Annotated in this window: 20 protein-coding genes and 2 tRNA genes; 17 read left to right on the top strand and 5 right to left on the bottom strand. The window is 68.5% G+C overall.

Going from position 1 to position 19,798, the window contains the following annotated elements; all coding sequences use genetic code 11:
• Position 1: 1 nt before the first annotated feature.
• On the bottom strand, positions 2 to 292 hold the full coding sequence (locus G447_RS0105685) for a hypothetical protein (RefSeq protein ID WP_026430367.1): 291 nt from the start codon (positions 290 to 292) through the stop codon (positions 2 to 4).
• The gene (locus G447_RS0105680) at positions 282 to 524 is read right to left on the bottom strand and encodes an SAV_915 family protein (RefSeq protein WP_243442313.1); all 243 of its coding nucleotides are present in this window, start codon (positions 522 to 524) and stop codon (positions 282 to 284) included. The genes G447_RS0105685 and G447_RS0105680 overlap by 11 nt, the downstream gene beginning before the upstream one ends.
• A 182-nt stretch (positions 525 to 706) precedes the next feature.
• On the opposite strand from G447_RS0105680, the gene G447_RS0105675 reads away from it, so the two are divergent.
• Positions 707 to 1,804, top strand: a complete 1,098-nt coding sequence (locus G447_RS0105675) for a UDP-N-acetylmuramate dehydrogenase (RefSeq protein ID WP_026430365.1) — start codon at positions 707 to 709, stop codon at positions 1,802 to 1,804.
• A 273-nt stretch (positions 1,805 to 2,077) separates the two neighbouring features.
• On the opposite strand, the gene G447_RS0105670 is transcribed toward G447_RS0105675, so the two are convergent.
• From G447_RS0105670 to G447_RS0105660, 3 genes are read right to left on the bottom strand one after another with little or no spacing between them, the layout of a single operon-like run.
• Positions 2,078 to 3,163 carry an adenosine deaminase gene (locus tag G447_RS0105670; protein ID WP_026430364.1) on the bottom strand — a complete coding sequence of 362 codons (1,086 nt, stop codon included), beginning with the start codon at positions 3,161 to 3,163 and terminating at the stop codon, positions 2,078 to 2,080.
• Between the two features lie 4 nt (positions 3,164 to 3,167).
• Positions 3,168 to 3,992, bottom strand: coding sequence for an alpha/beta hydrolase (locus G447_RS0105665; RefSeq protein ID WP_026430363.1), 825 nt, complete (start codon positions 3,990 to 3,992; stop codon positions 3,168 to 3,170).
• Complete coding sequence (locus G447_RS0105660) at positions 3,989 to 5,194, bottom strand: pyridoxal phosphate-dependent aminotransferase (RefSeq protein WP_026430362.1); 1,206 nt, start codon at positions 5,192 to 5,194, stop codon at positions 3,989 to 3,991. The genes G447_RS0105665 and G447_RS0105660 overlap by 4 nt, the downstream gene beginning before the upstream one ends.
• A gap of 181 nt (positions 5,195 to 5,375) precedes the next feature.
• Between G447_RS0105660 and G447_RS0105655 the strand changes: the two genes are divergently transcribed.
• The 16 genes from G447_RS0105655 (at position 5,376) to G447_RS0105580 (ending at position 19,798) form a co-directional block, all read left to right on the top strand.
• A tRNA-Trp gene (locus G447_RS0105655) sits at positions 5,376 to 5,451 on the top strand.
• A gap of 26 nt (positions 5,452 to 5,477) precedes the next feature.
• On the top strand, positions 5,478 to 5,888 hold the full coding sequence (gene secE, locus G447_RS0105650) for a preprotein translocase subunit SecE (protein ID WP_026430361.1): 411 nt from the start codon (positions 5,478 to 5,480) through the stop codon (positions 5,886 to 5,888).
• 77 nt (positions 5,889 to 5,965) lie between these two features.
• Positions 5,966 to 6,859, top strand: coding sequence for a transcription termination/antitermination protein NusG (nusG, locus tag G447_RS0105645; RefSeq protein WP_026430360.1), 894 nt, complete (start codon positions 5,966 to 5,968; stop codon positions 6,857 to 6,859).
• Positions 6,860 to 7,049: 190 nt separating this feature from the next.
• Positions 7,050 to 7,484: a 50S ribosomal protein L11 gene (gene rplK / locus G447_RS0105640; protein WP_005869121.1), complete on the top strand. Its 435-nt coding sequence runs from the start codon at positions 7,050 to 7,052 to the stop codon at positions 7,482 to 7,484.
• Positions 7,485 to 7,553: 69 nt separating this feature from the next.
• Complete coding sequence (gene rplA / locus G447_RS0105635) at positions 7,554 to 8,261, top strand: 50S ribosomal protein L1 (protein ID WP_026430359.1); 708 nt, start codon at positions 7,554 to 7,556, stop codon at positions 8,259 to 8,261.
• Positions 8,262 to 8,688: 427 nt separating this feature from the next.
• On the top strand, positions 8,689 to 10,470 hold the full coding sequence (locus G447_RS0105630) for an ABC transporter ATP-binding protein (protein WP_026430358.1): 1,782 nt from the start codon (positions 8,689 to 8,691) through the stop codon (positions 10,468 to 10,470).
• Between the two features lie 7 nt (positions 10,471 to 10,477).
• Positions 10,478 to 12,223: an ABC transporter ATP-binding protein gene (locus tag G447_RS0105625; RefSeq protein WP_026430357.1), complete on the top strand. Its 1,746-nt coding sequence runs from the start codon at positions 10,478 to 10,480 to the stop codon at positions 12,221 to 12,223.
• Between the two features lie 23 nt (positions 12,224 to 12,246).
• Positions 12,247 to 12,888 (top strand): TetR/AcrR family transcriptional regulator, encoded by a 642-nt coding sequence (locus tag G447_RS0105620; RefSeq protein ID WP_026430356.1) that lies wholly within the window; start codon positions 12,247 to 12,249, stop codon positions 12,886 to 12,888.
• A 233-nt stretch (positions 12,889 to 13,121) separates the two neighbouring features.
• The gene (gene rplJ / locus G447_RS0105615) at positions 13,122 to 13,643 is read left to right on the top strand and encodes a 50S ribosomal protein L10 (RefSeq protein ID WP_005869144.1); all 522 of its coding nucleotides are present in this window, start codon (positions 13,122 to 13,124) and stop codon (positions 13,641 to 13,643) included.
• A 93-nt stretch (positions 13,644 to 13,736) separates the two neighbouring features.
• The gene (gene rplL, locus G447_RS0105610) at positions 13,737 to 14,117 is read left to right on the top strand and encodes a 50S ribosomal protein L7/L12 (RefSeq protein WP_005869139.1); all 381 of its coding nucleotides are present in this window, start codon (positions 13,737 to 13,739) and stop codon (positions 14,115 to 14,117) included.
• Between the two features lie 301 nt (positions 14,118 to 14,418).
• Positions 14,419 to 15,213 carry a MerR family transcriptional regulator gene (locus tag G447_RS0105605; RefSeq protein ID WP_026430355.1) on the top strand — a complete coding sequence of 265 codons (795 nt, stop codon included), beginning with the start codon at positions 14,419 to 14,421 and terminating at the stop codon, positions 15,211 to 15,213.
• A gap of 206 nt (positions 15,214 to 15,419) precedes the next feature.
• Positions 15,420 to 15,494, top strand: a tRNA-Asn gene (locus G447_RS0105600).
• A gap of 47 nt (positions 15,495 to 15,541) precedes the next feature.
• The gene (locus tag G447_RS0105595; protein WP_026430354.1) at positions 15,542 to 16,747 is read left to right on the top strand and encodes a hypothetical protein; all 1,206 of its coding nucleotides are present in this window, start codon (positions 15,542 to 15,544) and stop codon (positions 16,745 to 16,747) included.
• Positions 16,737 to 17,087: an MGMT family protein gene (locus G447_RS0105590; RefSeq protein ID WP_034476509.1), complete on the top strand. Its 351-nt coding sequence runs from the start codon at positions 16,737 to 16,739 to the stop codon at positions 17,085 to 17,087. The genes G447_RS0105595 and G447_RS0105590 overlap by 11 nt, the downstream gene beginning before the upstream one ends.
• A gap of 192 nt (positions 17,088 to 17,279) precedes the next feature.
• Complete coding sequence (locus G447_RS0105585) at positions 17,280 to 18,797, top strand: sugar ABC transporter ATP-binding protein (protein ID WP_026430352.1); 1,518 nt, start codon at positions 17,280 to 17,282, stop codon at positions 18,795 to 18,797.
• Complete coding sequence (locus tag G447_RS0105580; RefSeq protein ID WP_026430351.1) at positions 18,794 to 19,798, top strand: ABC transporter permease; 1,005 nt, start codon at positions 18,794 to 18,796, stop codon at positions 19,796 to 19,798. The genes G447_RS0105585 and G447_RS0105580 overlap by 4 nt, the downstream gene beginning before the upstream one ends.

Here is a 19,798-nt window from a genome sequence, read left to right as displayed (position 1 = left end):
GCTACAGCTCCTGTTTCAGAGTCTCGAACGTCCCGGCCACGTCCTCCTCCGTTTCCAGCTGCGCCACTACCAGGGCGCGGAGGTTGTCCTCGATCCTCCTGGCGCGCGCGGCGAACAGGCCCAGATCCGTGCCCTGGGAGCCGATCAGATCGAGGATGAGGGCCTGCGCGATCCCGCCGTCGAGCTCCGTGGGCGCGCCATCGCAGCACGTTTGCGCGTCCTCGGCTATATGCCCGTACCTCGTCGCCATGTTGCTCAACAGGTCGAAGGTGATACACAGATCAGTGCTCATCGCGCCCGCCCATCCGCGCCTCAGGTTCGACGTAGTGGTCGACGCTGAGATGGTCGAAACGCAGGTCCTCCTTGATGCGGGGCAACTGGTCCGTCATGATGAGCGCCCGCCCCTGGTCTTCGCCCAGGCAATCGAGCAGGCGGTCCAAGGACGTGTACGCCAGCAGCACGCGCGTGCCGTCCTCCACGTCCGCCAAAACGACCTGCGCCTGCCCCGCACAGTCCTGCCCCACCGGTACATACAAGGCCGGAGGAGCCACATCCGGATGAGTATTGCGCGACATGTTGTTCACGCGTTCAACCTACCACCGACCAAATGGTAAAAGGAGCCCCCTCCCGAAGAACGGAACGCGGCGTCCGCCCTCCACCCCGGCTGTCCCCGCCCCGCCCGCGGCTGCGACTAGGCTTGTCCTCCATGAGCACACGCCTTTCCTCCCTGACCACGCTGCGCGTCGGCGGCCCCGTCGGCTCCTACGCCGTGGCCGATTCCCGCGAAGACCTCATCGACCGAGTGCGGGCCGCCGACGCCGGGGGCAGTCCCCTGCTGGTCATCGGCGGCGGGTCGAACCTGCTCGCCGCCGACACCCCCTTCAACGGGGCAGTCGTGCGGGACGGGCGCCACGAGGCGCGCGTCCTCGGGGAGGGCGGCCACGCCGGGCCCGCAGCACAGGACGGCGCCCCCGGCGGTGTCCTCGTGCGGGCGAGCGCCGGGACCCCCTGGGACGCTTTCGTGTCGTGGACCCTCGACCAGGGGCTGTCCGGGTTGGAGGCGCTGTCCGGGATCCCCGGCACAGTGGGGGCCTCCCCCGTGCAGAACGTCGGGGCCTACGGGCACGAGGTCGCCGAGACCCTCGACCACGTGCTCGTGTGGGACCGGCAGGAGGGGCGCGAGGCGCGCCTGAACGCTGAGGACCTGGGATTCGGCTACCGCACCTCGGTCATCAAGCGCTCCCTGTCCGCCCACCGGGGGCCGACAGGACGGTGGGTGGTCCTCGACGCCGTCTTCCGCCTCGAGCGCTCCTCCCTGTCGGCGCCGGTCCTCTACGGCGAGCTCGCGCGCCGGATCGGCGTCCGCGCGGGGGAGAGGGCGCAGGCGCGCCTCGTCCGCGACGCGGTGCTCGCCCTGAGGGCAGGCAAGGGCATGGTCCTCGACGACGCCGACCACGACACGTGGAGCGCCGGCTCCTTCTTCACGAACCCCATCCTGAGCGCCGACGAGGCGGACGCCCTGCCCGCGGAGGCCCCACGCTTCCCCACAGGCGACGGCCGAATCAAGACCAGTGCCGCGTGGCTCATCGACCACGCGGGCTTCACGAAGGGCTTCGCACTGCCCGAGGCGGGGGACCCGCCCCGAGCCTCCCTGTCCACGAAGCACGTCCTGGCCCTCACGAACAGGGGAGGGGCGGCGGCCTCGGACATCGAGGCCCTGGCCCGCGCGGTGCGCGCCGGGGTGCGCCGCGCCTACGGCGTCGACCTGGCGCCCGAACCCGTGGCGGTCGGCATCGCCTGGTAGCTTCCGGCCGCACCCGCCTGCCTGGTAGCCGCAGCCGCCGGTCGGCCTCGGCGCAGACTGCGTTAGTGCCGACGACGGCCCCCGACGCGGACGCCGACGCGCGTTGTCGACACCAGCGCGCGTTATAACCCCCTCACAGTGTCGACAACGCGCGTCCGTGTCGACGACCCCCTCACAGTGTCGACGACCCCCTCACGATGTCGACAACGCGCGTCCGTGTCGGGGCGCGTCTGCGCCAGGGCCGGGCCCCTTCGGAGGAAGCCCCTGGGCCCTTCAAGCGGCTGCGGGCTGTGCCGCCAGCCACTCCTCGATCCGGGCGAACCAGCGGAGCTTGGAGGAGGACGGGGCCAGGGAGGCCTCGATGGACTGGCGCGCCAAACCCGCCAACTCACGGTCGGACAACCCGAAGGCGTCGCGCGCCTGGGCGTACTGCTCCACCAGGCGCGAACGGAACAACAGGGGGTCGTCGGCGCCGAGGGCCACGGTCGCTCCCGCGGAGATCAACGATGGCAGCGGCACCTGCGAGAAGTCCGTGTACACCCCCAGGTGGACGTTCGAGGTGGGGCACACCTCGAAGGCCACGCCCTCGGCGACCAGGCGGTCGAGCAGCCCCGGGTCCTCGGCGGTGCGCACCCCGTGCCCGATCCTGCGGGGGTTGAGGGCGGCCACGACCTCGCGGATCGACTCCGGCCCCGCCAGCTCGCCGCCGTGGGGGACCCCCACCAGGCCCGCGCGCCTCGCGATCCTGAAGGCGGGCGCGAAGTCCGCGGTGGTCCCCACCCTCTCGTCGTTCGACAGGCCGAAGCCCACGACCTGGCCCGGCCCGTCCCCCGCGTACTGGGAGGCCAGGCGCGCCAGCACCCGCGCGTCCAGGGGGTGGCGGATCCGGGAGGCGGCGACGATCAGCCCCACGTCCACGCCGGTGTCGGACGAGGCGGCGCGCGCCTCGTCCATCACGATCTCCAGGGCCGGGGTGATTCCGCCGACCCACGGCGCGTAACTGGTCGGATCCACTTGGAGCTCGACGCGCACCGACCCTTCGGCGGCCTCGTCCTCCAAGGTCTCGCGCACGAGGCGCCGCATCGTCGCCTCCGAACGCACCAGGTGGCGCGCCGAGTCGTAGGCGCGCTGGAAGCGGAACCAGCCGCGCCCGTCGGCGGGCATGTTCATCGGGTCGATGTACAGCAGGTGCGGGGGCAGGCGCACCTGCTGCTCGCGCGCGATGTCCACCAGCGTCGAGGGGCGCATCGCCCCCGTGAAGTGCAGGTGCAGGTGCGCTTTGGGCAGTGCGGCCAGGTCGCGGCGCCCCGGGGGAGTGGGGACGGGCGCTGTGAGGTCGGGGACAGCGGGGATGTCCATTCCCTCAGTGCTCACCCAGCCACACGACGATGTCTCGGATCAAGCCGGGGCCCTCGGGCTCGTTGAGGAGCTCGTGGTACGCGCCGTCGACGATGCGCAGACGGACATCGAGGCCGGGGTTGGCGGCCTCCGCCTCGGCGACGAAGTCCCGCGACGCCGCCAGGTCGGCCATCCGGTCCGCGGAGCCGTGCATCACGAGGATCGGCGTGCGGGCCAGGTGGGCGTGGCGCAGCACCTCGTCCCCCTGGATGATCATCGTCACCCCGGTGAGCAGTTGCACGCCGCCGTGGTAGCACAGTGGATCCGCGTCGAATGCCTGCTGCACCCGCGGGTCGCGCGACAGGGGCGACTCCCCGCCCGCGGGTTGTGGGGGGCGGACCACCAGTGAGGGCAGCAGGCGCGCCAGCGGCGCCGCCTTGCGGGCCAACGAGGCGGAGGCGGGCGGCAGGGGGCGCATGGCGGGGGCGGACAGGACGGTGCCGCGCAGGCGCTCGGAGTCGATGAGCGTCGAGGCCGCGGTGACCACGCCGCCCATGGAATGGCCGAAGAGGAACAGATCCGGCGTGCGCGCCCCGGCCAGCGCCAGTCGCCGCATCGCCAGGTGGTCGCGGATCAGTGCGCCCGCGTCCACGCGCCCCCGCGGCCCCCCGGAGGTGCCGTGGCCCGTGTGGTCGTAGAAGGCGATGTCGTAGCCCGCGTCGACCAGCGCTTCCTGCAGCGGCAGGTAGCGGCCCGAGTGCTCCCCGTACCCGTGGGAGATAAGGACCGTCCCCCGGGGGCTGCCGGTGTCGGCGAGGCGGCGGACGAGCCTGCGCGCGTCGGCGGTCATGACAGCAGCTCCTGGACGCGCGTGATGCCCTCGACCAGGTCGTCGTCGGCCAGGGCGTAGGAGAAGCGCAGGAACCCGGACCGGCCGAAAGCCTCGCCGGGAACAGCGGCGACCTCGACCTCGTCCAGGATCAAGTCGGCCAGCTCCGAGGACGTGGTGGCGGTGCGGCCGCGGATCGGGCGGCCCAGTAGCCGGTCGACGCCGACGTAGGCGTAGAACGCGCCCTTGGGCGTGGGCACGTCCAGGTCGTCGATCTGGCGCAGCATATCGATGATGGTGCGGCGGCGGCGGTCGAAGGCGGCGCGCATCTCGTACACCGCGTCGAGGGGGCCCGAGACGGCCGCCAGGGCGGCGCACTGGGCGATGTTGTTGACGTTGCTGGTCAAGTGCGTCTGGAAGGAGGTGGCGGCTGCGACGACATCGGCGGGCCCCATCATCCAGCCGACGCGCCACCCGGTCATGGCGTAGGTCTTCGCCACGCCGTTGAGGATGACGGCCTGGTCGGCCAGTTCGGGCACGAGGGCCACGATGTGGGCCGTCTCGGCGTCCTCGTACAGCAGGTGCTCGTAGATCTCGTCGGAGATCACCCAGATGCCGTGCTCGAGCGCCCATTGGCCGATCGCGGTGAGCTCGGCGGGAGTGTAGACGCTGCCCGTCGGGTTCGATGGCGAGCAGATCAGGAGGACCTTGGTGCGCCCGGTGCGCGCCGCCTCGAGCTGCTCGACGGTGACCTTGTAGTCCTGGTCGGCGCCCGCGAACACCTCGACGGGCGTGGCCCCGGCCAGCTTGACGACCTCGGGGTAGGTGGTCCAGTAGGGAGTGGGCAGGATCGCCTCGTCGCCGGGCCCCAGCAAGGCGGCGAAGGCCTGGAACACCGCCTGCTTGCCGCCGTTGGTGACAACGACATCGGCGGGGGGGACTTCGTAGCCGGAGTCGCGCAGGGTCTTCGCGGCGATCGCCTCGCGCAGTGCGGGCAGGCCCGCGGCCGGGGTGTAGCGGTGCATCGCGGGGTCGCGGGCGGCGCGGACCGCGGCCTCGACAATGTAGTCGGGCGTGGGGAAGTCGGGCTCGCCGGCCCCGAAGCCGATGACGGGCCGGCCGGCGGCTTTGAGCGCCTTGGCTTTCGCGTCGACGGCCAGGGTCGCCGAGGGGGTGATGGCGGTGAAACGGGCAGATACACGGGATGCGGGCGTAGGAGTCATTTCCCCATCGTCCCACGAGGGGGCGCGCGGGAGTGGGCCGCGCTCAGAATGGACAGGTGAGCTACATCTCAACTGAGGGTGCTTTGTCGGTATTCCAGTGGAAAGGATGGCGCGCTAGCCGGGTCCGCTGGACAGTGCGAGCCCCGATCCCCTACACTCGCTCAGGCAGGTTCGCCTGCTTAGGGCAGTGGCGCAATTGGTAGCGCACCGGTCTCCAAAACCGGCGGTTGTGGGTTCGAGTCCCGCCTGCCCTGCCATACGGCTTCACCACAGGGAGGATTCAATGGCCAAGCACAGCGCCCCGGGCGCCGAGTCCTCGCGGAAGGACCGTGGGAAGGCGCGCGACGGGGAGGAGTCGGCCCGCAAGGACCGCGACAAGACCGAGGCGACCCGCGAGGACCGTGGGAAGGCGCGTGAGGGGGAGGAGTCGGCCCGCAAGGACCGCACCAAGACCCGGGCGACCCGCAAACGCGACGAGGCCGGGGCTGTGAAGCAGAAGAAGCGCGGCCTCTTCGCCCGCATATGGCTCTTCCTCACCCAGGTCGTGGCCGAGATGCGCAAGGTCACCTACCCCACCCGTTCCGAGACGTGGACCTACTTCGTCGTGGTCGTCGTCTTTGTGACCGCAATCATGGCTTTCACTGGTCTGCTCGACTTCGGATTCGGTAAACTGAGTGCACTGCTCTTCGGCTGAGACCGATGAACCCGCCCGCAGCTCCTGCAGGCGGGTTTCTTCTACGGTCCGGCCCGTGCCAACCGCCAGGAGGAACCATGAGCGACGAGAATGCCCCCGGGTCCGATGTCTTCGACGGCCCTATCGCCGACGAGGGCTTCGCCCCCGCCCCCATCGACATCGAAGCGGCCGAGGCGCGCGCCCTTGATGAGAGCGCTGTGGCTGAGGCCGACGGCGCCGCGCAGGACGTGGTGGACCGTGCTATTGACGAAGCCGCGCAGGATGTGGCCGAACAGGAAGCCGCCCCCGCCCGGGAGAGCGGCGCCAGTGCTGACGGGGAGGCCGCCCCGGACGCTGAGGGCGCGGACCCGGCGCCCGCCCCGGATGACGACCCCGTCGAGAAACTGCGCCAGCGCCTGTACATGTCCCCCGGGGACTGGTACGTCATCCACACCTACTCCGGCCACGAGCGCAAGGTGAAGGCGAACCTGGAGCAGCGCATCACCACCCAGAACATGGAGGACTCGATCTTCAGCGTCGAGGTGCCCGACGAGTACGTCATGGAGTACCGGGGCACCGCGAAGAAGCGCGTGCGCCGCGTGCGCATCCCCGGGTACGCGATCGTCTGCATGGACTTCAACGAGGAGTCCTACCGCGTCGTGAAGGAAACGCCCGCGGTCACCGGATTCGTCGGCGACCAGCACAATCCCGTCCCGCTGTCCATCGACGAGGTCGTCATGCTGCTGACGCCCAACGTTCTCGAGGAGGCCGCGGAGAAGAAGAAGGACAAGCCGGCCCCCGTGCAGGAGGTCCGCACGGCCTTCGAGGTCGGGGAGACAGTCACCGTTATCGACGGCCCCTTCGAGACCATGTCGGCCACGATCTCCGAGATCATGCCCGAGGCCCAGAAGCTCAAGGTGCTCGTCACGATCTTCGAGCGCGAGACGCCGCTCGAGCTCGGCTTCGACCAGGTCGAGAAACTCGAGCAGTGATGTCGCGCACCCGGACTTGGGAAGGTGTCCGGGTGCGCGTTACAATTCCCGTTTGTGTGCATTGGGCGCATTGTGTCCTCCTTGGGGAGGGCGGAGCGCCCCGCCGCCCCTTTGGCGGCGAGCCCGTTGGGGCGATGCGCCCCTGACCGGCGGCCGCCGGTGAGGAAAACCCGTAGAAAGACCCGTTTCAATGGCACCGAAGAAGAAGAAGGTTACCGGCCTGATCAAGCTTCAGATCCCAGCCGGCGCCGCCACCCCCGGTTCGCCCGTCGGCCCCGCTCTGGGCCAGCACGGCGTGAACATCGTCGAGTTCACCAAGGCTTACAACGCTGCGACCGAGTCGCAGCGCGGGAACATCGTTCCTGTTGAGATCACAGTTTACGAGGACCGCTCCTTCACGTTCGTCCTCAAGACCCCTCCCGCGGCGGAGCTGATCAAGAAGGCCGCAGGCGTCCAGAAGGGCTCCGGCACGCCCAACACCGCCAAGGTCGGCTCGATCACCATGGACCAGGCCCGCGAGATCGGGCAGGCCAAGATGGCCGACCTCAACGCCAACGACGTCGAGGCCGCCGCCAAGATCATCGCCGGGACTGCCCGCTCCATGGGCATCACCGTCGAGGACTGACCCCGATTTCATTTCCCGTGGTAGGGCAGGCGCTGCCCGACGCCCACGACTGCAAGGAGAAGAAGCAGAATGACGAAGCGCTCCAAGAGCTACCGCGCCGCGGCCGAGAAGGTCCACGCGGATGTGCTGTACACCCCCTTCGAGGCCATGAAGCTGGCCAAGGAGACCACTGTCACCAAGTTCGACTCGACCGTTGAGGTCGTGCTCCGACTCGGTGTCGACCCCCGCCAGGCGGACCAGATGGTCCGCGGCACCGTTTCCCTGCCGCACGGCACCGGCAAGACCGCCCGGGTCTTGGTCTTCGCCGTTGGTCCGCGCGCGCAGGCCGCAATCGACGCCGGGGCCGACGAGGTCGGCGGCGACGAGCTCATCGAGAAGGTCTCCAAGGGCTACACCGACTTCGATGTCGCCGTGGCCACCCCTGACCTCATGGGCAAGGTGGGCCGCCTCGGCCGTATCCTGGGTCCCCGCGGCCTCATGCCCAACCCGAAGACCGGCACCGTGACCATGGATGTGGCCAAGGCCGTCAAGGAGATCAAGGGCGGGCGGATCGAGTTCCGCGTCGACAAGCACGCCAACCTGGCCTTCGTCGTCGGCAAGGCGTCCTTCACCGCCGAGCAGCTCACCGAGAACTACGCCTCCGTCCTCGACGAGGTCCTGCGCCTCAAGCCGTCCAGCTCGAAGGGGCGTTACGTGCTCAAGGGCTCCGTGTCCACGACCATGGGTCCCGGCATCCCCCTCGATGTCGCCAAGGTCAAGGACCTTCTGGAGGGCTGAGCTCCTATCCGTTGGAAGCGCCGTGGGGCGCGGGCATGAGTGCCCGCGCCCCACTCGCGTCCTTCGCGCATGTGGGCGCAGTCCGGTTTCCGGCGCCAGTGCGGCTCGCCTTGCACGATGGGGCGGTGTGGTGCCGCTGCCGCTGGTGATCTTGGGCGGGGCCGGCTCGCTGTGCGCGATGGGGCGGAGTGGGCCGTGGGACGGGAGGGGCGGCAGTAGTGCTGTGCGGCCAGTCGTGTGCGGCGCGTGTTCCGTGAAGCAGGGTCCTTGTGTGTGTAACCGGGGGCGGCGGAGAACGTCACCGGCATGCGGGTAAACCCGCTCCCCGCCCGACATGTTCAAGAGACGTGCTCAAGGGCAAGGCCCAGAATGTCAAGATAGGCTATCCTAACTACGAAGTGCATTCGATGTTAGTGGAGGCCGTCTCGTGACATCCGATCAACACACAGCCGCACCCGCGGACCCGGGCGCGAAGTACCGGGAGGGGCAGGCCGCATTCAAACGCCTCACCCGCCCCATCGCCGCGCCGATGGCGATCAGCAGAGTCCTCGGAGTGGTGTACGGCGCGCTCGCTGTCGTCCCCTACGTCATCCTCGTCCACCTGGGTGGAGTGCTCCTCGAGGCGTGGGACCGTGGGGATGGCCCCGACGCCGGACGGGTCGGCACCATCCTCGCCTGGCTGATCGGCGCGTTCTGCGCCCGCCTCGGCATCTACTACGTCGCACTGCTCGTCACCCACATCGCGGACATCCGATTCGGGCACTACGTGCGCGAGCAGATCGTCCGCACGTTGTCCCGGGCGCCGCTCGCGTGGTTCTCGGCCACGGCCTCGGGCAGGATCCGAAAAGCCGTCCAGGACGACACCCACGAGATCCACACAGTCATCGCCCATGCCCCCGTCGAGTCGACGGCGGCCGTTGTCAGCCCGCTGTCACTGGTGGTCTACGCCTTCGTCATCGACTGGCGCCTGGGACTGCTCTCCATCGCGACTCTACCCGTCTACGCGCTCATCACATGGTGGATGACCAAGGACATGGGCCCCAAGACCGCCGAGATGGACCAGCACCTGGCCGAGGTCTCGGCCACCATGGTCGAGTTCGTCACCGGGATCACCGTCGTCAAAGCGTTCGGCCGCGTCGGCGACACCCACGGGCGCTTCCGCCGGGCCGCCGAGGCGTTCTCCAGTTTCTACGTCGCCTGGTGCCAGCCCCTGCTGACGGGCTCGGCGCTGGCTGCCTCCGTGGTCTCCCCTGCGGTGCTGCTCCTGGTCAACCTGGGCGGGGGCGCCCTTCTGGTCGGCGCGGGATGCGTCACGCCCGTCCAAGTAATCGCGTGCTCGCTCATTGCCCTGGTCATCCCCCAGGCCATCGAGGTCCTCACCTCGACCGCCTGGGCCTATCAACTGGCGGGAGCCGCTGCCCTGCGCCTCGTCGAGATCCTCGACATCCCCGCCCTGGAGGACACGGGGAACCGGGTGCCTAACGGCCACGACATCGTCCTCGACCACGTCTCCTTCTCCTACGGGGACCTGCTGGCACTCGACGACGTGAGCCTGACGATGCGCGAGGGCACGGTCACGGCCCTGGTCGGCCCCTCCGGTTCGGGAAAGTCCACGCTGGCGACCCTGATCGCCCGCTTCGCCGATCCCGACTCCGGCAGCGTCGCCCTGGGCGGGGTGGACCTGCGCGACATCCCCGTCAAGGAGCTCTACCGCCACGTCGCCTTCGTGCTCCAGGACCCCCAACTGCTCGACATCCCGATCCGGGACAATATCGCCCTCGGCAGGCCCGGTGCCACCGACGAGGAGATCATGCGCTGCGCGGCTCATGCGGGCATCGCCGACTTCATCGAGTCGCTCCCCGCGGGCCTGGGCACCGTCGTGGGCGCCGACACGGGTCTGTCGGGCGGGCAAGCGCAGCGCCTGTCCATCGCCAGGGCGCTGCTGATGGACGCCCCGGTCCTGATCCTCGACGAGGCGACGGCTTTCACGGACCCGGAGTCCGAGGCGGAGATCCAGGACGCCCTGTCCGAACTGGTCAAGGGCCGGACCGTCGTCGTCATCGCCCACAGGGCGGCCCCCGTGGTGGGGGCCGACCAGATCGTCGTCCTCGAACGGGGCAGGATCACAGGGAAGGGAACCAGTGACGAGCTGGCCGACCACCCCTACTACCACGCCCTCGCGGGAACGCGCACTGAAGGAAGGAAGTGACAGGCGCATGGGATCGTTCGTCGCCAACCTCAAGGAGACGCTTTCCGAGAAGGGCAGAGAGTCCTTCCGCTGGGTCGTCGTCCTCTCCGTCGTCGTCGGCCTCATCCGGGGAGGGGCGCTCATCGCCTTCATCCCGGCTTCCAGCGCCCTCGTGTCCGGCCGGGCCGTGTGGGGCCTGACCACTGGGGGCTGGGTCGGGGTCGTCGGTGTCTCCGCCGCCGCCGCTTTCGTCATCGAGTACGCGCTGTCCCTGAAGAACTACTCGGTCGCCTTCGATTTCCTGCGCTTCCTCCACATCGCGATCGGCCGCAAGGTCGCCGCCATGCCCCTGGGGGCCTTCACCCCGGACACCGCGGGCAAGACGTCCCGCCTTGTGAGCCGCGAACTCATGCTGCTCGGTGAAATCTTCGCGCATATGTTCTCCCCGGCCCTCATCGACGTCGTCACCTCGTTGACGATGCTGGTGGGGATCTGCGTGTGGAATCCGCCGCTGGGACTCGCATGCCTCCTGGCGATCCCCTTCATGTGGGCGGCCATCTGGGCGTCGCGCCGGGCCGCGGCGCACGAGGCGCGGCTGACCGAGCCCGCCGCCAACGAACTGGCCGGCCGCCTCGTCGAGTACGCCCAGAAGCAGGGCGCCTTGCGGGCGTGCGGGCGGGGTGACTCCTTCGACGCGCTCACCGCCGCCGAGGACGCCTACCAGCGGCGCGCCACCAAGGGCCTGTGGTGGGCCACCGCAGGGCAAGTCGTCAACGGCATGGCGGCCCAGGTCGTCGTCGTCTCCGTCGTCTACGCCATCGGGGTCATTGCCGCGGGCGGATCCCTCTCGCCCCTGGAGGCGGTCGTCGCCATCGGCGTGCTTCTGCGCTTCATGCAGATACTGGTCAATATCGGCGCCCTGGTCTCTTCCTTCGAGACCCGCAAGCCCGTCCTCGAGCTCGCCCACGAGGTCCTGTCGACCCCCGAACTCCCCGAACCCGCCGAGTCCGCGCCCGTGACCGTTCCCGGGGAGGTCGTCGTCGACTCGGTGGACTTCGGGTACGAGGCGGGGGCCGGCGTCCTCCACGGCGTGTCCTTCAGGGCCGCCCCCGGTACGATGACCGCCATCGTTGGGCCGAGCGGTTGTGGGAAGACCACGATCGCGCGCCTCATCTGCCGTTTCTACGACGTGGACTCCGGGGCGGTGAGGGTTGGGGGGAGCGACGTGCGCGACTACTCCACCGAGGACCTCATGGAGCAGTTGTCCATGGTCTTCCAAGATGTTTACCTCTTCGACGACACCCTCATCGCCAACATCCGCGTTGGGCGCGAGGAAGCCACCGACGAACAGGTCATGGCCGCAGCGCGCATGGCGGGGGCCGAGGAGATCGCCGACCGCCTTCCCCTGGGGTGGGGCACTCCGGTCGGCGAGGGCGGGCGCGCCCTGTCCGGGGGCGAGCGCCAGCGCGTCTCCGTGGCCCGGGCCCTGCTCAAGGGATCGCCCATCGTGCTCTTCGACGAGGCGACCAGCGCCCTCGACCCGGAGAACGAGTCGCACATCGTGGAGGCGATGGAGGAGCTGAGGCGCTCGTCGACCCTGGTAGTCATCGCGCACAAACTCGACACGATCGCCTCGGCGGACCAGATCGTCGTGCTGGACGAGAACGGGCGCGTCGTCCAGATCGGCGCGCACCAGGAGCTCTACGATGCCGGTGGTCCCTACAGGCGGTTCTGGCGGGCGCGCGAGCGCGCCAAGGGATGGCGCCTGGTCTGAGACGACGCGGAAAGGGGAATCCGATGGGGCGCAGAACTGGACCCAAACCCTCTTTCAACGCCGACGACGTCGTGGACGCTGCCTTCGCCGAGGGGCTGCACGTCATGACGCTGGCGGGCGTGGCGCGTAGCCTCGGTGTCGCCCCCCAGACGCTCTACCGCGTCTACCCCTCGCGCGACGCTGTGGTGGTCGCCTGCCTCGAACGGGCCGCCGCCACACTGGCCGCCCCCGATCCCGCACTGCCCTGGAGCGACCAGCTGCGCGACTGGGCGGAGTCGGCGTGGCGGGTGTGCGAAGAGTTCCCCGGACTGGATGTCACCATCCATTCCTTCCCCTACCCTCACATCGCAGTCCTCCCCGTCATCGTGGCGTTGCGCGGGGGACTGGCGGACGCGGGCTTCCCCGGCGACGCCGACCTCGCGATCGACATGGTCGGCGACATCGCGGTCTTGGCCCATATGGGAGTCACGACCCGGGCCTCGGCTGCGCCCTGGCGGCGCAGGGCGGCTGCCAGGCGGGTGGAGGAGGCCACCGGTTCCCTGGACGCCGGTTTCAACATGAACGCCGGATGGCCGCTCCTGCGGGCCAAGGCAGCTGCGAAGCAGTGGATGGAGCGGAAAGTCGAGGTCGCCATCGCCGGGTTCGCGGCGGGGCCGCGCGCCTAGGGCGTCTTCCTCACGGAGTCATGGCGCGGGGCGTTGCGGGTGCCACGCGCCCGGATTGGCGCCCCCCTGGCCGGGGGTGCTACAGTGACCGGTGCCGAAGACCGTTGGTATCCGCTGCGCGGAGGGAAATCCAACGCAGGTACGTGACCACCTCGGTGGGGGATCATCAGCCCGACACGCGCCTGCGTGCCGGGTTTCTCATTACCGGCGGTCACGTAACTGGAAGGAGGACCATGGCGAAGTCCGACAAGGTGGCAGCAGTCGCCGAGCTGGTGGAGCGTTTCCGCGCGGCCGACGCTGTTCTGCTGACCGAGTACCGCGGCCTGACCGTTGGCCAGCTCAAGGAGCTGCGCCGGGGCCTGGGCGAGAACGCGACCTACGCCGTGGCAAAGAACACGCTGGCGCGCCTGGCCGCCAAGGAGGTCGGACTCGACTTCCTCGCTGAGGACCTCAAGGGTCCCACGGCCATCGCATTCGTCACCGGCGAGCCCGTCGAGGCCGCCAAGACGCTGCGTGATTTTGCCAAGGACAACCCCTCCCTCGTGCTGAAGTCCGGTGCGATGGAGGGCGCCCAGCTCACCGCTGAGGCCGTCAAGAAGCTCGCCGATCTGGAGTCCCGTGAGGTCCTGCTGGCCAAGGCCGCAGGCGCCCTCAAGGCGAAGATCGCGCAGGCGGCGTACGCGTTCAACGCTCTGCCCATCAAGGCTGTGCGCACCATCGATGCCCTGCGTGAGAAGCAGGGCGAAGCGGCCTGACGAGACAGGCCCCTTCCCGCCGCCGGGCGGTGGCGCGGGAGGAACTCACCACCAATCTGCTCTCGAGCAGGCCAAATAGGAAGGATGCCACTCATGGCTAAGCTCTCCAATGACGAGCTCATCGAAGCTTTCAAGGAAATGTCCCTCATCGAGCTCTCCGACTTCGTGAAGCTCTTCGAAGAGACCTTCGACGTCGAGGCTGCGGCTCCCGTGGCCGCCGTCGCCGCGGCCCCCGTCGCTGACGCCCCCGCCGTCGAGGAGAAGGACGAGTTCGACGTCGTCCTGGACTCCTTCGGCGATAAGAAGATCGCCGTCGTCAAGGTCGTCAAGAACCTGACCGGCCTGGGCCTCAAGGAGGCCAAGGACCTCGTCGAGTCCGCGCCCTCGACCCTCTTCGAGAACGCGAAGAAGGAAGACGCCGAGAAGGCCAAGGCCGAGATCGAAGAGGCCGGCGGCAAGGTCACCCTCAAGTGACGCTCCGCGCCTGATCCACGGATCCGGCTCCCGCCCTGACGGGCGCGCGAACCCCGTCCCGCTCGCGTGGGGCGGGGTTCGCGCATGCCCCTGTCCTTCGCCGTCCTCTTCCCGGTCTCTTGCTGCGCTGCTCGGTTCCAGTCCTCCGCGTGGCCTGCCCGCCCCTCGGCCGCCGCACGTGATCCCCTGGCTCGCAATGGGCGCTCTCACAGCCCGGCAGGACCGCGGGCTTCCCAACGCTTCTGGCCGGGTGCGTGCTGGATTGGGCCATGACGCGACGTGAGGCTTCAGAATCGTTTCCATGAGCGATCACAACACTCTCTACACCGTCGGCGAGGTCGCCGAGCGGTTCTCGCTGACGGTGCGAACGCTGCACCACTGGGAGGCGCAGGGGCTCCTCGTCCCCGCCGAGCGAAGCTGGTTGAACTACCGGCTGTACTCGGCCGAGGACTGCGCGCGCGTGCAGAGGATCGTTATCTACCGCGCTACGGGCATGAAGCTGACGGACATCAAGGCGCTCCTCGAATCCGGAGAGTCGGGTGTTTCGCACCTCAGACGACAGCGGGAGAGCCTCGTTGCTCAACGTCAGCAGACGGACAGGATGATCGAGGCCATAGACATGTTGCTGGCGGATGCGATGAACGACAGTGCTCTGACCGTGGAAGAGATCGGCGCGATTCTGGGGGACGCCGACTTCGCCGCCTATCAGGCGGAAGCCGAGGAGCGCTATGGCGATTGCGACGACTGGCAGGAATGGCATCGTCGTACCGCTTCGTGGCGCGCACGGGACTGGAGGGAGAGCGTCGATCGTTTTCAGCGGGTCGAATCCCAGCTCATCGAGGCGATCCGCGCCGGCGTTGCCCCCGACAGCGAAAGGGCCGCCGACCTCGTTGCGGCGCACAGGGAGCTATTGAGCGAGTTCTTCCCCGTGACGCCTTCCAAGCACTACCTGATCTCCCGCTCCTGCCTTCAGGACGAACGATTCCGCTCGCACTACGATTCCCAGCAGGAGGGGTTCGCCCAGTGGCTGGCGATCGCGGTCGGGCACGTCGCCCGCAACTGCGGGGTGGACACGGACAACCCCGAATGGGAATGACGGGCCCTTCGCCGCGCGTCTGGTTCTGTCCCCGTCGTTCAGTGTTCGCGGGGAATGCCCCAGTGCGCGGCATTGCGCCCGGTGTGGGGTAGCAGTGCTCCTGTGCGGCGTTCCTGTCCGTCCGCAGTGACGCGCGGCATGCGGTCGCGCCAGCATCCGACTTGCCAGGTCGTGGCCCGCTCTGCTACTGTTTTCTTTTGTCGCAATCCTGCGTAGCTCAACGGCAGAGCATCCGACTGTTAATCGGACGGTTACTGGTTCGAATCCAGTCGCAGGAGCCACGCCCCGGCCCAGGCCGGGGTTTTCGCTATACGGACAAGGGGGAGCCGTGTGGGTCGATGTCGTGCTCCGGGTGGCTCTTTTCGGACTGTTCGCCACCACCGTGGTCTACGCCGCCTTCGTCCTCTGGGGGGCGTGGAAGGCGCCCCAAGAGCTGAGGGAACGCGCCCAGCGGCGCACGGACTCGGTTAACAAGAGCCGGTTCAAGGGGGCCTCCAAAGAGACAGTGCGCCGCGAACTCGGCGCCCATATGGCCGGGTGGCGCGAACCGGATGGCGCGCGTCCCCGCAAGGCGCACATCATCGCCCCGGTCGCCCACCGGTTGCCCACCCGCATCCCCGTCGGGCGCATCGGACGCTTCGTCGGCGGTGACTGGGTGCGCCCCACGTCGCCGCCGAGCCTGCTCGACACCGATCCCAGTGCCTCCGCCGGGGCCGCGGGGACCGGCGAGGCGGGCGCTCCCGGCCTGCGCCTCGACGTGTGGACGGTCCACCCGAAGACCGTGAAGTCGCCGCGTCTCATGTCCTTCACCTTCGGAACGCGCGCCTGCATGGTGGAATTGCGGCAGTACGCCACCTCCGGCTACGCCACTGCGGACCGCTCCGAGGTCCTGGGCCACGCCCGGGCCTTCATGCGGTTGCGCTCCGAGGGCGCAGATCCTGGCGGGCCGACGCACATGCCCACCGCGTTGTTCGGGCCTCCGGGCGCGCCCCTGGGGCCCACCTCGAAATACATGCGGGTCATCGGGGAGTCACTGACGCAGGAGGGGCCCTTTGCGACCGCTGTCCACGAGGACGCGTGGCACGCGATCGACATCGGCTTCCACCGCGCGGAGTCGTCCGACTGGCAGCTGGTGGGCCGCCTGCGCCTGCTGGACGCCGGTGGGCTGGTGCTGGCGTGCCCGGGTACCGATGGGACCTGCGCGATGGTGCCCGTTGATCCGGAGGATCTGTTCTGGGCGCTGGAGGGCGCTATCGCGGAATTGGACGCCGGTGCGCGCGCGACGCCCTCCAGCCCTGCCGTGCCGGGCGCCGCCGGGGCGGAAGACGTGTTCCGTCCCGCCGGACCAGGTGGTGCTGGGGCGTGTGCGGTCGATCCGGGGAAGACGGCTGTCCGTGGTGGGGCGGACGCTGCGACCGGGGCCGCCGCTGCTGGCGTGCCCGCCGCCGTGGGCGCCCTGTTGGCGGCCGGGGCGCGCTGGGCTCCTTCCCGGACCGCCTCCGACGACGGGGAGCGTGGCCGCAGTGGACGATGAGCTCGTGGAGGCGGTCTTGCTCCTCGTCGAGGCGATCCCCGAGGGCAGGGCGACCACCTACGGCCGCATTGCCGCAGCGTTCGGCACGGGCCCCCGGGTGGTCGGGCGGATCATGTCGCTGTGGGGTGGCGGCGTCCCCTGGTGGCGGGTCGTGAACGTTCACGGAACTTTCCCGACAAGCGTGCGCGGGGAAGGCGTGGAGTACTGGGAGCGCGAGGGGATGCCCGTCGATGGGGAACGGAGCCGCCTGCTCCTGGGCGCCTGTTCGGTCGAAGAGGAGTGGTTGGCGGACACGGCGGCACAAATCCTTTCCGATCTGCGGAAACGTGCCGATTCGTGAGGGGTTTCCAAGCTCGGGTCGTAACGATTGGGTAACGTGGGGCACGTTTCGAGTCGCCTCTTCGGTCCATGTGATCTATCGTTGTCCATACGCCAATGAGGGCGATCCCTCGGCCGCGATTCCGTTAGCGTTAACGAGACTGAGGGGACACGCTCCAGGAACGTAGAAGTACCTGGTCCCAAGGGGTGAGAAGTGACAAACCTACTAGAACTCAAGGGGATCTCCAAGACCTTCCCAGGTGTAAAGGCGCTGTCCGACGTGGACCTCGACCTTCGACCCGGCGAAGTCCTGGGGCTCTGCGGTGAGAACGGCGCCGGCAAGTCGACGCTCATGAAAGTCCTCACCGGTATCCACAAATCCGACCCGGGCGGCGAGATCCGGCTCCAGGGCGAGCAGGTGGACATCCAGTCCCCCGAGCACGCCCGCGACCTCGGCCTGTCCATCATCCACCAGGAACTCAACATCGTTCCTGATCTGACCGTCGCCCAGAACCTGTACCTCGGGCGCCAGGAGTCCTCGAAGTGGCTGTACGTGGACGACCGCAAACTGGTGTGCGACGCCCGTGAGCTCTTCGAGCGCCTCAACATGGACATCGACCCCACCGCGCGCTGCCGCGACCTGCCCGTCGCCCGCCTGCAGATGGTCGAGATCGCCAGGGCCCTGTCCTTCGACTCGAAGATCCTCGTGATGGACGAGCCCACGGCGCCGCTGACCACCAGTGAGACCGAAGCGCTGTTCTCACTGGTGCGCGACTTCATCACCCCCGAGACGGGCCTGATCTTCATCACGCACCGCATGCCCGAACTCACCGAGCTCACCGACCGCATCTCGGTGCTGCGCGACGGGAAGTACATCGGGACCGTCGAGACCGCCACCACCCCCATGTCCGAGGTCGTCAAGATGATGGTCGGCCGCGAGGTCCCCGCCGACGCGCGTCCCACCACCAAGCCGATTTCCGACGAGCTCGTCCTCGAGGTGGAGCACTTGTCGACCGCGAAGGTGGTGCACGATGTCTCCTTCGAAGTGAAGAAGGGCGAGATCTTCGGCTTCGCCGGCCTGGTGGGAGCCGGACGCACCGAGGTCGCCCGGGCCCTCTTCGGGGCCGACCCCCACACGGAGGGAGTCGTCCGCGTCCACGGGGAGGAAGTGGCCATCAAGAGCGCCACAGACGCCGTCGACCACGGGATCGGCTACCTCTCCGAGGACCGTAAGCAGTACGGCCTGCTGCTCGACAAGGACATCTCCTTCAACACCTCGCTGGCGACGATGGACAAGTTCACCAAGGCTGCCATCGTCAACGCCAAGAAGATCCGCACGGTCGCCCAGGAGTACGTGAAGAAGCTGCGCACCCGCACCCCCAGTGTGGACGTCGACGTCCGCAGTCTCTCGGGCGGCAACCAGCAGAAGGTCGTCGTCGCGAAATGGCTGGAGCGCGATGCGGAGATCCTCATCTTCGACGAGCCCACGCGCGGCATCGATGTCGGGGCCAAGGACGAGATCTACACGCTGCTGGAGAACCTGGCCTCGCAGGGCAAGGCGATCATCGTGATCTCCTCCGAACTCCCCGAGGTCCTGCGCCTGGCCAACCGGATCGCCGTCATGGCGCACGGCCGGATCATCGGCATCCTCGACAATGAGGAAGCCACCCAAGAGAACATTATGGAACTGGCCACCGTCGGTCAGGAAGAAGCGAACGGAGAAGTCGCGTGAGCACCGCAGTCGACAACAAGGGCCTGGAAACGCCCTCGGCTTTTGCCACTTTCCTCAAGAGGAACATGCAGTTGCTGGTCGTGACGGCCGCGCTGGTGGTCATCCTCCTGTTCTTCTCGATGGCGGCGCCCAACTTCGCGGATCCGACGATCTACCTCGACATCGTCCTCCAAGCCGCCTTCACCGGCGTCATGGCCCTGGGCGCGACCTTCGTGATCGCGACATCGGGCATCGACCTCTCCGTGGGCACGGGCCTCAGCTTCGTCGCCGTCATGGCAGGGATCTTCCTGGCGGGCGACAAGATGAACCTGCCGCTCGGCCTCGGCCTGCTGCTGACTATCCTGGTCGGCGCTGCCGTCGGCCTGGTGAACGGCTTCAACGTGTCGGTCCTGGGCCTGCCCCCCTTCATCGCCACACTCGCGATGATGATGGTCGCCCGTGGCCTGGCGCTGGTCATCTCGCAAACCCAGTCCATCACCATTAAGAACGCCGCGTACAAGAAACTGGCGACCGGCGAACTGATCCCCCACGTCGCCAACTCGGCGCTCATCTTCGTCGTCCTCACGATCATCGCCACCTTCCTCATGAACAAGACCCTGCTCGGCCGCTACGCCCTGGCCATCGGGTCGAACGAGGAAGCCACCCGTCTGTCGGGCGTCAACGTCCGCCTGTGGAAGATCATCATCTACGTCGTCGCCGGCGTGTTCATGGCCATCGGTGCCATCCTCTACTCGGCGCGCTCGGGCTTGGTCCAGCCCGCCGAGGGCGTGGGCATGGAGCTCAATGTCATCGCCGCGGCCGTTATCGGCGGCACCTCGCTGTCCGGCGGCCGCGCCTCGATCCCCGGCGCGCTGGTCGGCGCGCTCATCATGGAGACCCTGAAGAAGGGCCTCATCATGATGAGCATCGCGCAGGACTACCAGTACGTTGTGACCGGTATCGCGATCCTCCTCGCGGTCGCCGTGGACAATATCCGCCGCGCTCGTGAGAACGCGGCCTGA

Source organism: Schaalia georgiae DSM 6843, assembly GCF_000429245.1.
GTDB classification, from domain to species: domain Bacteria; phylum Actinomycetota; class Actinomycetes; order Actinomycetales; family Actinomycetaceae; genus Pauljensenia; species Pauljensenia georgiae.
The sequence above is the reverse complement of the archived record's forward strand: the minus strand, read 5'-3'. Positions and strand labels throughout refer to the sequence as shown.

Excerpts from the sequence above, each read along its gene's own strand:
- G447_RS0105665 (WP_026430363.1), bottom strand. The coding sequence starts at position 3,992 with ATGACCGCCGACGCGCGCAGGCTCGTCCGCCGCCTCGCCGACACCGGC.
- G447_RS0105670 (WP_026430364.1), bottom strand. The coding sequence starts at position 3,163 with ATGGACATCCCCGCTGTCCCCGACCTCACAGCGCCCGTCCCCACTCCC.
- G447_RS0105675 (WP_026430365.1), top strand. The coding sequence starts at position 707 with ATGAGCACACGCCTTTCCTCCCTGACCACGCTGCGCGTCGGCGGCCCC.
- G447_RS0105620 (WP_026430356.1), top strand. The coding sequence starts at position 12,247 with ATGGGGCGCAGAACTGGACCCAAACCCTCTTTCAACGCCGACGACGTC.
- rplL (WP_005869139.1), top strand. The coding sequence starts at position 13,737 with ATGGCTAAGCTCTCCAATGACGAGCTCATCGAAGCTTTCAAGGAAATG.
- rplA (WP_026430359.1), top strand. The coding sequence starts at position 7,554 with ATGACGAAGCGCTCCAAGAGCTACCGCGCCGCGGCCGAGAAGGTCCAC.
- G447_RS0105660 (WP_026430362.1), bottom strand. The coding sequence starts at position 5,194 with ATGACTCCTACGCCCGCATCCCGTGTATCTGCCCGTTTCACCGCCATC.
- G447_RS0105605 (WP_026430355.1), top strand. The coding sequence starts at position 14,419 with ATGAGCGATCACAACACTCTCTACACCGTCGGCGAGGTCGCCGAGCGG.
- rplJ (WP_005869144.1), top strand. The coding sequence starts at position 13,122 with ATGGCGAAGTCCGACAAGGTGGCAGCAGTCGCCGAGCTGGTGGAGCGT.
- secE (WP_026430361.1), top strand. The coding sequence starts at position 5,478 with ATGGCCAAGCACAGCGCCCCGGGCGCCGAGTCCTCGCGGAAGGACCGT.
- nusG (WP_026430360.1), top strand. The coding sequence starts at position 5,966 with ATGAGCGACGAGAATGCCCCCGGGTCCGATGTCTTCGACGGCCCTATC.
- G447_RS0105625 (WP_026430357.1), top strand. The coding sequence starts at position 10,478 with ATGGGATCGTTCGTCGCCAACCTCAAGGAGACGCTTTCCGAGAAGGGC.
- G447_RS0105685 (WP_026430367.1), bottom strand. The coding sequence starts at position 292 with ATGAGCACTGATCTGTGTATCACCTTCGACCTGTTGAGCAACATGGCG.
- rplK (WP_005869121.1), top strand. The coding sequence starts at position 7,050 with ATGGCACCGAAGAAGAAGAAGGTTACCGGCCTGATCAAGCTTCAGATC.